The sequence below is a fragment of the Pseudomonas sp. NFACC08-1 genome, from assembly GCF_900106735.1.
Classification (GTDB): Bacteria; Pseudomonadota; Gammaproteobacteria; order Pseudomonadales; family Pseudomonadaceae; genus Aquipseudomonas; species Aquipseudomonas fluorescens_Q.
Genome location: NZ_FNNL01000009.1, coordinates 11,797 through 24,986, shown reverse-complemented (window position 1 = coordinate 24,986; position 13,190 = coordinate 11,797). Strand labels below are relative to the sequence as shown.

The following is a 13,190-nucleotide window of genomic DNA, read 5'->3' as shown; positions in this document are numbered from 1 at the left end:
ATCCTCAAGCCACCGGCACCGGCTCGGATCGCGACCGAACCGGGGCACCTGCGCCCTCGTCCTCGTCGGCCTCTTCGTGGGGTTCGGACTTGGCGACAACCGCCGTCGCAATGCTGTTACCCACCACGTTGGTGGCGGTACGGGCCATGTCGAGGAACTGGTCGATGCCGATGATCAACAGCAGCCCCGCCTCGGGAAGATTGAACATCGGCAACGTGGCCGCGACCACAACCACCGAAGCCCGCGCGACACCGGCCATGCCCTTGCTGGTGACCATCAGCGTCAGAAGAATCAGCAACTGCTGCGTGAAACTCAAATCAATGTTGTAGGCCTGGGCGATAAACAGGATGGCGAACGCCTGATACATCATGGAACCGTCGAGGTTGAACGAGTAACCGAGGGGCAACACGAAACTGGACACGCGTTTGGGCGCACCAAATTTCTCCAGTGCCTCGATGGTCTTCGGGTAGGCGGACTCGCTGCTGGCGGTGGAAAAGGCCAGGAGAATCGGTTCGCGGATGAGCTTGCCGAGGTGGAAAACCGAGCGACCAAGGAACAGGTAACCGGCACCGAACAGCAGCGCCCAGAGAATCAGGATTCCCAGGTAGAACTCAGCAATCAGCTTGCCGTAATCCACCAGCAGGCCAAGCCCCTGGGTGGTAATGGCCGAGGCGATCGCGGCAAACACCCCAATCGGCGCAAACGCCATCACGTAGTCGGTGATCTTGAACATCACCTTCGCCAGTTCTTCGATGCAATCGGTGATCCGGGTGTAACCCGCCCGTTTCACGCCGGCCAGTGCAAAGCCGAAGAACAGCGAGAACACCACGATCTGCAGGATCTCGTTGTTGGCCATCGCTTCGGCAATGCTGCGCGGAAACACATGACCGATGAACGCCTTGAGACTGAAGTCGCCGGTGTTGACCGGCACGGCCGCCGTTGCGTGCTGGGCCACGTCCATGTTCAGCCCGGCACCGGGTTGAAACAGGTTGACTAGCCCCATGCCGATCAGCAGCGAGACGACCGAGGCGGTGACAAACCAGGCCATCGCCCGGGCCCCGATCCTGCCGACGGAACGGGAACTACCCATGCTAGCGATACCACCGACCAGCGTCGCAAAAACCAGCGGCGCGATGATCATCTTGATCATGCGCAGGAAAATATCAGTGACCATCGAGAAGTAACTGGCGATCTCTTTGGCACTTTGCTCGCTCCCTGCGAAATGGTGACACGCCCAACCAACAAGTACGCCCAGGGCAATGCCCATGGCAATTCGACGTGGGAGCTTATTCTTCTTCACGGAGCTGTCCTCAAGTAGTTCTTGGAGTTTTTTTACTTGGCAGGATCGATTCTAAGGAGCCGATTCGCAGAGATGATGAGTAATCCAGCTAACCCCATGCGCTTTTGGAATAGTTAGCGAAAGGCCGCGCTATGCCGGGAGATTGCGCAGTAAAATCGCGCTCTCACAGGGGGAGTTTCTCGATATGCAACTCAAATGGCTGGATGATCTTCAGGCGATTGGCGAATGGAAAAACTTCTCCCGCGCCGCCGAGGTTCGTTGCGTGACGCAATCGGCCTTGTCCCGGCGTATCCGCTCACTCGAGGAATGGGTGGGCGTCAAGCTGGTGGACCGGGGCACCTACCCTGTCCAGCTCACCCCCGCGGGAGTCACCTTCTGCGATGAAAGCCGAGAGGCCCTCGCCGGACTACTGAGGTTGCGCTCGACACTGCGCGACGTGGAACGAATGCCCGGACGCTCGATCCAGATCACCGCCGGCCACAGCCTGTCGATGACCTTCCTGCCCAAGTGGCTCTCGCAGTTCCAGCAACACAACGAACAGTTCAACGCCCGGGTGGTGGCCGCCAATATTCATGACGCCGTCATTGCACTGGAGGAAGGCAGTTGCGACTTGATGATGGTCTATCACCATCCGCTTGCCCCCATCCTGCTGGACCCCGAGCGTTTTGGCAGCCTGGTGCTCGGCCACGATGCGTTCATCCCCTTGTGCGCGCCCAACCGCAAGGGCGAACCGCTGTTCCGCCTGCCCGACCGCGCCGGCAAACCGGTGCCCTACCTGGCCTACACGGCAACGACGTTCCTGGGGCGCGTCGCGGACATCGTCATCAACAACGGCCCTGAACCGATCACCCTGGAACGCTGTTATGAAGCGGACATGGCGATGCTACTGATGCGCATGGCCATCGAGGGCTACGGCGTGGCCTGGCTGCCGCAGAGTGCAGTGGCCGACGAGTTGGAGCGTGGACTGTTGGTGCGGGCCGGTAGCGAGCAATGGAGCACGCGATTGGAGATTCGCTCGTACTGTGCGATTGCCAATCGCAACCCAACGATGCGTAAGCTGTGGAAAACCCTGGAAGGCGCTTCGCTGCAGCGGCCGGGCAACGCACCCACTACGTCAGAAGGTGCGAACTGATCGGTGGAGGCTACGCGTTCAAGCCGATCCAGCCGTGGATGCCCACGTAGAGACCGACGCCGATGATCAATACACTGGACAAGTAAGGTGCCCGGCGAGCAACGGTGCCCAGCCAAGGCCAGCGATTGGAAGCCTGCCGTGCACCAATGGCCGCCGCAGCCCCCACGGTCACCAAGGTAATCGCCAGGCCGATGCTGAAGCACAGGACGAGCAGGCCACCCAGCGCGACCTCTTTGACTTGCAGGCACAGCAGCAGCACGGTAATGGCCGCGGGGCAAGGAATGAGCCCGCCCGTCAGGCCGAACACGATGATCTGGCCGGTGGTGACCTGCCGATTGTTGAAGCGCTTACGGATATCGTTGGCATGTGCCTGCTCGTGGGCATCCTGGTAGCCCTCCAGCGACAGCGCCAGGCCTTTGGGTTCGGGATGCCCGTTGTCATGTTCATGGTGGTGGTGATCGTGATCGTGATGATGGTGGTCATGTCCCTGCTCGAACCTGAACATCCGCTCGCCACGCCAGGTACGCCACAGCATCCACAGCGCGATGGCAACGATCAGCGCAGCGGATGCCAGTTGGAAATACGGCTCGGTGGTTTCAGCGTCCAACCCCTGGCCCAGGTACATGCCGCCGAGGGCGACCAGCCACACCACGACGGTGTGGGACAGCGTCGCCGCCAGGCCTAGCAACACTGCCTGTTTGACCGAGCCCCGAATCGCCACGATAAACGCCGCCATCATGGTTTTCGAATGACCAGGCTCCAGGCCATGCAAGGCGCCCAGCAAGATAGCGCTGGGGAAGTACAGCCAGGCGTGCGTGCCCCCCTGTTGCAGCAGTTCAGCAAAATTGGGCATGTCGGGCCTAGAGGTACTTGGTGATTTGTTTGAAGGCTTCCAGCGGAGCGCGCTCGCCTTTATTCAACGACGAAACGGTGTCCTCCAGGCAGTGATCGATGTGATCCTGGATCAACGTCCGCTTGGCTTGGCACACCGCTTTCTCCACCGCATGCAACTGCTGGGCGATATCGACGCACTCACGGCCCTCTTCGATCATCGTGATAATGCTGCGCAAATGACCGTCCGCGCGCTTGAGACGCTTGATGATCGCCGCATGGCTTTGGTGGGGATGTTCGTGGTCGTGCTCAGTCATGGTTTGAGCCTTGGGTTTCGATGAATTTACGCTCGCCATCCTATCCCCCCAGGGGGGATATAAGCAAACCCATCGAAACGCAGATCAACCTGTGGGAGCGAGCTTGCTCGCGATGACGGCAACACATCCAACATCGCCATCAACTGACCCACCGCTATCGCGAGCAAGCTCGCTCCGACAGGATTGCAAACTGCACAGGGTGATGAGCAAGACAGTGCAGGCGACCTCGTGAGGTCGCCCACTTCCCTTACGACGCCAAGACCTGCGCCTGCAATCGCCGCCCAATCACATCCAGCAAATCACACCCATCGCGCAGGGGGATCGCTAGCACTTGGGCGAAATCATGAAGTATCACGGCGTCCGTACTAATGTCAGAACGCATGGCGAGGTTTTCCAGCAACTGAGTGACAGCGGCGATGCGGTAAGCGGCGGTGTCGTGCAGCACGTCCAGCGGTGCTTCTGTGTCGATCAAGAGCGCGTGGAAATTGTTTTCGATACCGGTGATGGGCATGTAACGGGACATGAGGGGTCACTCCTGCGGGGATGGGAGTTCAGTGGCGGATTGGGATGCCGCTGGCAAAGAGAGCGAATTCGGGATCGATATTCGGATATTTGGCAGGAGATATTCTTGGGTGACGCTAGACGAAAGCCATCTTGGATTGGTTGTGGCTTTCGGAGGGTTGGGGGTGAGCTTTTTCATTGGCTTGTACCTAGGTTATGTAAAGGAACTGCCTTCACCACTTCCACCTGGTGGGTGGCAGCTGTACGCGGGTGTGGAAGACCGAGAACCTAGGACCCGGCGCACCCGAAGGCGCCCCGCGTACAGCCGCCGTAATTTAACAGCAGACCTAGGAAAAGCGTCTGCTTTTTAATTTAGCGGTGCAACGCGCTAGGTTTTTGTGAGGGCTTCCACACCCTCTCGCTGAATTTGCAGCGACGGAGAGAACTTAGCGCACGAGGTGATTGGGTGGACAGTCAGCGGGGAGCGACACAACTTGAGGGAAATTTCCGATGGGGGCGTCCGGCGATGGATTGGGTAGCGCAGCTATGGGCGACAAGGACAAATCTCGAAACGAATGAGCGCCCAACGCCTTGGCATCATCAACCATCTACTGCGCCAGGGCCTGCTATCAAAGACTGCTCACAATCTGGAATAGTCAGCCCAAAAACGGCCTCGCACAGTCAAACCTGATTCGTCCAGCCGCAACATAGGCCACGCCAACGGGATGGGCTATAATCCGCCCACCAGCGCGATTTGAGGTCCAGCCCATGGGCAATGTCAGCCTTGAAACCAAAAAGGCCTATGCCGCCAGGACGCGTAGATCCAACTACGCGGCCAGCCTCCGCCTGGAAGGTTTTAAAACGACCTTCGCGGACGGCGAACGCAAAATGCCAACGCGTGAAGAGGTCTTGAAGGCCTTCACCCAGACCAGAACCTGATGGCTGACAAATATGGAGTCGGCGAGGACGCTTATTGCTATCCCGGCTCCACGGTCCTTCGCAACAAACTCGATATCCGTGACGAACCGACCCTAAGCGAAGCCGAACAACAGCTCTCGGCCATCGCAGCGGACAACGTCGAATTCAGCCCTCCTCCCTACAGCCTGGCCTACCTTCAGAACATTCATCGAATCCTCTTTTCGGACCTGTTCGAATGGGCCGGAGAGCTGCGCACCGTTGGCATGTCCAAACAAGCCACCCGCTTTTGCCAACCCCAGTACATGCAAGCGGAGGCCAACAAGATCTTCATGCACATGGCGGCGGCCAACTGGTTCGAGGGCATGGAGCGGGCTGAGCTGATCGTCGCCGTTGCAGAGGCCTATTCCGACATCAACGTCGTACACCCCTTCCGCGAAGGCAACGGTCGTGCGCAACGCATCCTGTTTGAACACCTCATCATGAATGCCGGGTTTGAAATCAGTTGGTGGGGGATTGAGAAGGACGAGTGGATCTTTGCCAACATTGCGGCTTATAACGGCGTCATGGGGCCTATGGAGCAGGTTTTTGAGAAATGTATCGGGCAGGCGATTCAAGCTTGACCGTACAACGTTATTCCCTCGCTCACCGCCTTACGGTTTATTTCGCCAAGTGATACAGTCGCCGTCAATTAACGTCTGCTAAAGAACTGACAATGTACAGGACGAGATCTTTCCCACCCAACAAAAAAGGTCGCGACTTTGTGGTGGGCGACATCCACGGGCATTTCAAACTTCTAACAGCAGCCTTGAACAAACTAGACTTCAACACTGAGCTGGATCGCATCTTTTCCGTGGGAGACCTTATCGACCGCGGCCCCGATTCCATGGACGTATTGAACTGGCTTGAAAAGCCGTGGTTCCATGCCGTGCGCGGCAATCATGAGCAGATGCTTATTGACTGCATCTCCGGCCATGGTGACATACCCCGACATATCCGAAACGGTGGTGCCTGGCTCTACGAGTTACAACCCGATATTCAGCAAGAACTATCAAAAGCCCTGCAAGCACTTCCACTGATCATTGAGATAAATTTATCAAGTGATCAAACAATTGGAATAGTCCATGCCGAAGCTCCTGTCATCAGGAGTAATGATGGTTGGCAGGAAGCTAAAGATGCTATCACTGGAAAATCGGGGGAACAGTATCAGCGGCAAGCCTTAAAAGCAGCGCTGTATGCTAGAAAAAAAATCGAGCAACAAAACCACACTTCCATTAAAGGAATAGACCGAATCTATGTTGGGCACTCAACAGTGCCCAGCGTTATGCGCTTGGGCAATGTCGTATATATTGACACTGGCTGCGCATTTTCCGATGGTGCATTAAGTCTGATAGACATCCAAACTGAAACCGTCACAAGTATAAATATGAGCCAGTAACAAGGCATCGCTCTACCTAGTTTTTATCTCCGAGGCGTAATCGCCATCAGATGAAGTTGCCGAGTCTACCGGGGTGCGTAGCAGATTATTCAGTTTTGAGAGGCCAGAGATTCCGCGGCCTTAGCGGCTCAGCAATCGACCTCGCACATAATTTAGGGAAGTTTCCTACGCACCAATTTCTTGCTGAATTTTTATCAGGAAGCCTATAGTTCATGCGTTCATCAATGAGTCAATGACTATGAAATCTTATCAAGAGAGCGATAAAAGCCGAGCGATTTGCAGTCACTGCGAAGGCTTGGTCCAGACGACATTTACCCACAGAAACGTACCATTCGACGATGGTGTTGGTGAGGTAAATGGCGTTTTGGTTTCAGTGTGTGACGTATGTGATCAGGTCGTGGGGGTACCCGCGCAGTCCATTCCTGCAATCAAAGCGGCTAGGGAGACTGCAGTTGCATCTATCGAAACAAGACACCTGCTCGTATCTTGATCGATTGGATCAAGCCATGCATATGATCCCAATACCCCTACAAGCTGTTTCACTGTCCCACCGCTTCTCCATCGGATGGATTGGACGATTAATCGCTGCGCCGCTGGGCGAGAATCACACCGCTATGTCGGGTGGGTTCTGCTTGGTTCACGGAGGTAGTAAAATCGGCGACTCCATGCCCAGTGTTACCCGGTTTTTCTCGACAAAACGCGACGATTGGTACGGGAATTGGTACGAGGTTTCCCGAAAAGACGGGAATGGGACGTCTATTCTCAACGCCTGCCTTCACGCAGGCTAGCATCTAATTCGAAAAGGAATACCGCATTGACTCAATCGTTACTTCCAATGGCTTTCAGCGAGTACGACGAGCCAGTCCCCACAGCAGACCAAGTCCGTACCATTTTGGCGGTGTTACCGGTAGAAGTTGGAAATGGCTTACGCGAAAAACTCAACGATGTACTTAAGGCCCGCGCGCCGGGTCCATTCTGTGATGCCCTAGGGGATTTGGAAGCATATTTGAGCGCGTTGGACGATACTCGTCTAATGCCTTTCGAAAACCAAATTGCGCTTAAGACGTATGTCATGCTCGGCTGGAGAGAATGGCGAGCTAGCTTTAACACATTCGAAGCTCTTTAATTTCTAGCAACCGCAATCAAAAACCAGTATACCTGTAGAACAACAAAGCTCCTCCCCTAGGGGAAGGGGTTGTTCAACATCTAAGTACGAATCGGAAGAGACACCACCGGTTCCAATACCTCAAGCAATGCAATTGCATCAAGAATATCTTGATGCAATTGCGGATATTTAGAGGCTGAAACAGTCACCATAAGTGGATAGCAATTTTTTCGGCACTGCTCAACGCGGCGAGCGTCGTAGTGAACATTGCGAAAAAGGGGAAAGATTTATTTAGCGGCTCTGCGACGGCCTGTAGTTCAACCAATCTAGCTCGCCAGCCTTACCCGATCCCATTCCTGATAAACTCCCTGCCTCTGCCCTACCCATTCAGATTTCCCAATGCCCTTATCACTCTCCCGTCGCTTCACCGTCGCCCCCATGATGGATTGGACAGATTAATCGCCGAACCCGCCGCTTCACTTGCTTGGCGCCGTTTTCTTCGTCGCTCCCGTAGCAAATATCTAGCAACTACAGCTTGGCGTGTTACAACCGCGCGGCACTGGCCGAGAATTACACCGTTATGTTGGGTGGGTTCTGGTTGGTGGTCAGAGGTAATTGAATCGGGGGGTTTGTGCTTAGGGCTACCTGATTTTTCTCGCCAGAACGCAACGATTGGTACGGGAATTGGTACGAGAATTCATGCACCCTAGAGCCCCGTGTCGCCTGCAAAGACTCGGGGCTTTTTCTGAGCTGGAGATGAACCCTTTTCGCTTGCTCAGTGTCGGCTTATGAACGAGGCTGTGTAAAACGTTCTAGGACAAGTTCAACGGTCAAAAATCCGAACGAAAATGTCGTTCCTACACAAATTTTAGGTCTGCTCTGGCTAACCAAAGCACAGGCAGATTTTACGTAGCAACGCAGACACAGCGCCGACGTTTTTACACAGCCTGGGTGTAAGCAGCCATTCACAATAGACCTGCTCGGTGCAAGTGGAGTAGTGTTTGAGGCTAACCTGATCACGCAACTGAGCGAGTTCGCTTAAGTACGTTCCCAGCCTAGCGGCCGGCCCTGACGGGCACTGCTTAACTTTGCGTTAGAAGAAGCCAAAGGATTACATAGTGTTCAACAAAAATCGCAATCCAGATAATCATCTGCTTGACCCTTTAGTAAAGCCACTTGCATCTAGATTTTTCTTAATTGCAGTATCGCTAGCAGCATTCAGTGCAGGAATTATTTTATCCGTCAGCCATAAAGACTGGACTTGGATCAATCGATTTGGCGCTATTGTTATAGTCATAGGGTTACTTTTTACAATGTCACCTCTTTTCTCAAAAGGCATTTACAAATCACAATCTGGTGCGGGTCGCCTTGCGCATATGCATACCGATGGTACATTAATAACAACAATTCCTGAAGAGAGAACAATCGGCAACAATATTGTCTTTGGTATAATTGTTACCGCCGCAGGGACTATAACAAATGCGTTTGGTGATTTGCTTGCAAGCAACATTTATAGCTTCTAGCAAACGGCTCAAACCGTGTGCTTCGCTCTCTGGGGCGGGCTAAAGTCCGCCCCTTAACCTGGCCGTTTCAATTAGGAGGCCGCATGCAGCATAACCTCACATTTGTGCAGTTGACCGCTGAGCAAATCGCTTTTGCCAAAGAAGCTAATGGCTCGCGCAAGCAAATAACTCATGGATTAATATGTGGTCCACACGGGCAGATTTTTGGCACAGAAAAACAATGCCAAAAGTACTACTCCGTATGGGCAGACACTTTTCCCAACTTGTTTGACAAAGGGATAAAAACCAACAATTTTAAAATCAACAATTACAAAGAGACATTTAATCTAGTAAATATATTAATTGAGATTCATGATTCTCTTGAAAATGAGAGCAGCCCGAAAATCAAAACTTTACCTATTAAAAATGATAAGCAACCCGCAAACAATTTAGTTTCTCGCTTGTGGACCAGAATTACCGGCTCATAATAGTGCTTTTATGGACTCATCCCAAGGCGGTGAGTAACGTTTTCCTGTCTTTAACCAGTGCGTTGCATTCGTATATCCGGTCTGTATGAGCGCTCAGCGCTGGGCTTGTAACCAATCAGAACGACGCCCGCCATTGTCCGCAATGGGTCGATTCTGTTGAAAAAGTCGATCCTGGTTTCCACAGTAGAAAATTACGCGCTTGAGATTGAAATTTTTACATTGAGCAGAGGGTGCCGGGCTCAGATTTCGCGTAGCAGCGCGCAAAAGGCGTTTTCAGCGGTTATTATGCGGTCAGTCTGGCAGAACCGACTTTTTCAACAGAATCGGTCGTTTGCGGTCGGTCGCGATAATAAAAAAGCTTATACTGGCATCATCTCTAGTACGGAATTTACTTACCATGCTGCATCACTACACAACAGTAAGCACTCTCGCTTTGATCCTACGATATCGCACCTTGCGCTTTACGCGACTGGACCAATTCGATGACGTGACAGAGGGCCGCTCCATTGGCTGCTTCCCCCTTGGAGCACGTATGTTTGCAAGTTGCTGGTCAGCAGTTGACGAAGAGAGTATCCCACAATGGGCTATGTATGGCGACACAATGAAGGGAGTTAGAATTTCTCTGAGGACCGATCCATTTATTTGGCACCCCATCGATATCAGGTGGCATGAAAATTTTCAGTTCATAGATCTTGAGGCTCCGTTTAGCGTAGAAGAAATGCTTGGCTCAAACATTACACTCATACCTACCCCTCGGATGCGGTCGACGTTTGGCCAACCGGTGCGCTATGTCCAGGATGTTCCATTGGCAATTGAAAGTCTATATACCGCAAAAAACTCTGATGAGATCAAACTCTTTGGAGAGGGAAATGAGATTGCTTTTTTTAAGCCTAATAATTGGGCGTTTCAGCAGGAGCATCGATTTGTATTAGTCGCGGCTCCAGGCCCCGCAAAAGCCTACCAGGGAGATCCTGCGGCGTATATCCAGTCCAGAAAAGAGTGGCACAGTAACGGTGTGAATTTCATGACCGATATTTCAAACCGCCTTCATGTTGACCTCCGGCTCGACCCGGCGGCACTGAATTGCGCAGAAATTACGGTAGGCCCCCTAGCGCCAGCAGGCACGTTCGAGATCGTTGAATCGTTGTTAGCTAGTTATGCTGAAGGCGCAACAGTAAGGCGTAGCATTCTTAGCAATACAATCCGCTCAAGATAATCCTGAATCGCACTCAGTGAACGGCTTGGAGGCAGACCAACCCACCGTGGATGAGCTAGAAATATAAGCAGGGGGGGCCCCGTGACTCACTCCACAAATGACCTCTGTTGGTGGACTTCTACCATTGGGTCCGACAGCTTCGGGTAAAAAGAGGCAGCCGGATAGGGAGCGAATCGAACGAAAGTAACTCAACTCCTTCCACCATACGCCAAGTGGCGCTGCGGTATGTGATGGATTTGGCACAGAAGCTCCATGTTTTCTGATTATGGTATCAGCTCGAACGTTACAAATTAGATACTATCAACCTCTCTACGGGCAAAATCCAGCTCGAAAAACTTAAAAAACTCAACTATCTCGGCCGCGAGACTTGTAACTTCTTAAACATCTGAACAAATTGCACAGGAATAAATCTCCCCCCTGTTATCTTCAGCATTGACTTAGTAACAACTGTATATGCCAGATCTTTTTTTGGCCCATTCCCCAGATATGAATTCAGACCCTTGTAGGCGGCAATTACCATTCTCTCTAGTGCACCATCCATAAAAAGATATCGCTTATCGGTTAACAACTTCACCCCAGAAATATACTCTAATTCCACATCCCGCTGGCTAGGAGAGCCTAATACACGCTCCACAAATCGATCCAAAGAGGTCTGTAGCAAATCCAAACGGCAAATCCAGGCCGTCCAAGGGACATCCTCTCCGCATAAAGTAAACATTGAGTATTCAATTCCTTTATCCAGATGAAGCAGTAAAAGAATTGAAATCGGGTCCAGCGCAATATTTTCCGTGGTATAGGCATAATTTTCTGCAAAAACAACCACGCCCGGTGCCGGCTTATTTTTCAGATCCCAATCAACCACGCCCCTAACATATTTACTATTAACATCAGTAAACTTCTCCACTGCGCCGTAAACGTGCGAACAACTACCAACACCATTTATCGCCTGAACAACGTTTGAAATCAGTTCTTGATCTTTTGAAACCAAACTACGCATTGCATCGACAATGCGCGCGCTTGGAACCGTTTCTCCGGACGGAATAAAACTCAAAGAAACCTTAGAATCGATTTCGGCCTCCACCCCTCGAACATGTGCATATAGCACACTGAATAAATTCGCATCATAAAAACTTTCAACAAACACATTAAGCCTATTCTCAGGATCTATAGATATCTGACCAACTCCATCCAAAAGTTCAGAAATTGCCAAATCTTTATCCACTAAAACCACACGCCCTTCATCTACGACATAAACGCTACTTGGAGCCAAAGCGACCGTCGTTGGCGAGTGTGTAGTTACAACAACAAAAGCATCAAAAACTGTCGTAAACAAATTCAGAAAGGTATAAAGTTTTTCTACCATTTTCGGATGAAGAAAAGCGTCTGGCTCATCAATGAGCAATAATTTAGGAACAGCAGACTCCAAGGTTTTTCGGTACTGAGTATTGAAGAGTGTTATGGCAAGCCATAACAACGTTTTCTCACCGGACGAAAGTGAGTCCGGGCCTAGAAACTCCCCGCTATCCTTCAACATTAACTGAGCCACGTAATCAAAAACTTCCGACTCTTCATCAGGAACAGAAAAAATAAACTTTTTGTCAAACACCATTTCCAAGATTGAATTAATCAAGTCCCAGGGTTTTGGACCAAAGACCTTATCTACTTCATCCTCTTCCACGAAGCTTATTTCTTTATTCCCCCTCGATGCACGCCACGCATTAAATTCATTCTCATAGAGTCGCCTTCTATAAGAATTACTTATCAAAGAAATATCACCACTACCGAAAGGAGAATCCAACACTTCGTCAAAATGAACCCTTATATGCTCCACATCAAGCTTATCAACTGGCAAACTCAACCGTTCCGACACAATCCGGCATAAGTTATGCAATTTTCCGTAACTGAGAGCTGGCCGCCCCTCTATACCTCTTGAATACATCATATGATGCTGGTCTTTATTTTGATCATATGGCTCGTTAAATTCTTGTCTATTTCTAACAAAGTACTCTATTGTTCGCCGAACTCCCGCGACATGCGAGTAGTCATCAACGGGCATTCCAAACGCAGGCACCAATGCCGACTGAGCCAAAAATACAATATTGCTTTTTTCTATTTCATTATCACCACAAAAGACCCTAGATGCTAAATCTCTAATACTTTCGAGAAACCGTGTCTTACCACCTCCATTTTTTCCTGTCAACACAACAATACGTCCCTCGATCTCTAGAGGTTGCTCCAATAAAAACCCTTTATAATCGACACCACCAATAACTTTCAGCATGAACCACCCCCCTATAAAAAATCAGTCAACGACAATAATAGCTTGGTGAGTCAAAAAAATTATTATTTTTTTGGCACCCAAGCCAACCTTGACTCCCTATTATTTTAAGCAACCTCGCAAACAAGCAAAAAATCTTTTACGTGAAACTGCACTGGAGGGTATTA

13 protein-coding genes are annotated in these 13,190 nt (G+C 51.3%); 8 read left to right on the top strand and 5 right to left on the bottom strand.

The features are described 5' to 3' along the window. Window positions 1–4: 4 nt before the first annotated feature. On the bottom strand, window positions 5–1,300 hold the full coding sequence (locus BLU76_RS18955) for a dicarboxylate/amino acid:cation symporter (RefSeq protein WP_072346540.1): 1,296 nt from the start codon (window positions 1,298–1,300) through the stop codon (window positions 5–7). 184 nt (window positions 1,301–1,484) lie between these two features. Between BLU76_RS18955 and BLU76_RS18950 the strand changes: the two genes are divergently transcribed. Next, a complete protein-coding gene (locus BLU76_RS18950; protein WP_092223855.1) occupies window positions 1,485–2,432 on the top strand; it encodes a LysR substrate-binding domain-containing protein in 948 nt (315 codons plus the stop codon). A 10-nt stretch (window positions 2,433–2,442) separates the two neighbouring features. Here BLU76_RS18950 and BLU76_RS18945 read toward each other — a convergent pair whose 3' ends face one another. From BLU76_RS18945 to BLU76_RS18935, 3 genes are all read right to left on the bottom strand, one after another. After that, on the bottom strand, window positions 2,443–3,285 hold the full coding sequence (locus BLU76_RS18945) for a nickel/cobalt efflux protein RcnA (protein ID WP_092223853.1): 843 nt from the start codon (window positions 3,283–3,285) through the stop codon (window positions 2,443–2,445). Between the two features lie 7 nt (window positions 3,286–3,292). Continuing rightward, the gene (locus tag BLU76_RS18940; protein ID WP_053183374.1) at window positions 3,293–3,580 is read right to left on the bottom strand and encodes a metal-sensing transcriptional repressor; all 288 of its coding nucleotides are present in this window, start codon (window positions 3,578–3,580) and stop codon (window positions 3,293–3,295) included. A 247-nt stretch (window positions 3,581–3,827) separates the two neighbouring features. Continuing rightward, window positions 3,828–4,103 (bottom strand): hypothetical protein, encoded by a 276-nt coding sequence (locus tag BLU76_RS18935; protein WP_013692639.1) that lies wholly within the window; start codon window positions 4,101–4,103, stop codon window positions 3,828–3,830. A 746-nt stretch (window positions 4,104–4,849) separates the two neighbouring features. On the opposite strand from BLU76_RS18935, the gene BLU76_RS18930 reads away from it, so the two are divergent. The 7 genes from BLU76_RS18930 to BLU76_RS18895 all read left to right on the top strand — a co-directional run bounded on the left by BLU76_RS18930 (window position 4,850) and on the right by BLU76_RS18895 (window position 10,745). Then, window positions 4,850–5,020, top strand: coding sequence for a YhfG family protein (locus tag BLU76_RS18930; protein WP_003199786.1), 171 nt, complete (start codon window positions 4,850–4,852; stop codon window positions 5,018–5,020). Then, a complete protein-coding gene (locus BLU76_RS18925; protein WP_092223851.1) occupies window positions 5,020–5,619 on the top strand; it encodes a putative adenosine monophosphate-protein transferase Fic in 600 nt (199 codons plus the stop codon). The genes BLU76_RS18930 and BLU76_RS18925 overlap by 1 nt, the downstream gene beginning before the upstream one ends. Window positions 5,620–5,711: 92 nt before the next feature. After that, the gene (locus BLU76_RS18920; protein ID WP_092223849.1) at window positions 5,712–6,434 is read left to right on the top strand and encodes a metallophosphoesterase; all 723 of its coding nucleotides are present in this window, start codon (window positions 5,712–5,714) and stop codon (window positions 6,432–6,434) included. Window positions 6,435–7,248: 814 nt separating this feature from the next. Next, window positions 7,249–7,560 (top strand): hypothetical protein, encoded by a 312-nt coding sequence (locus BLU76_RS18910; protein ID WP_139211625.1) that lies wholly within the window; start codon window positions 7,249–7,251, stop codon window positions 7,558–7,560. A gap of 1,097 nt (window positions 7,561–8,657) precedes the next feature. Further along, a complete protein-coding gene (locus BLU76_RS30955) occupies window positions 8,658–9,062 on the top strand; it encodes a hypothetical protein (RefSeq protein WP_139211623.1) in 405 nt (134 codons plus the stop codon). An 83-nt stretch (window positions 9,063–9,145) separates the two neighbouring features. Then, window positions 9,146–9,529, top strand: coding sequence for a hypothetical protein (locus BLU76_RS18905; protein WP_092223845.1), 384 nt, complete (start codon window positions 9,146–9,148; stop codon window positions 9,527–9,529). A gap of 397 nt (window positions 9,530–9,926) precedes the next feature. Next, window positions 9,927–10,745, top strand: coding sequence for a hypothetical protein (locus BLU76_RS18895; protein ID WP_139211621.1), 819 nt, complete (start codon window positions 9,927–9,929; stop codon window positions 10,743–10,745). 349 nt (window positions 10,746–11,094) lie between these two features. On the opposite strand, the gene BLU76_RS18890 is transcribed toward BLU76_RS18895, so the two are convergent. Next, window positions 11,095–13,026, bottom strand: a complete 1,932-nt coding sequence (locus BLU76_RS18890) for an ATP-binding protein (protein ID WP_092223839.1) — start codon at window positions 13,024–13,026, stop codon at window positions 11,095–11,097. Between the last annotated feature and the right edge of the window lie 164 nt (window positions 13,027–13,190).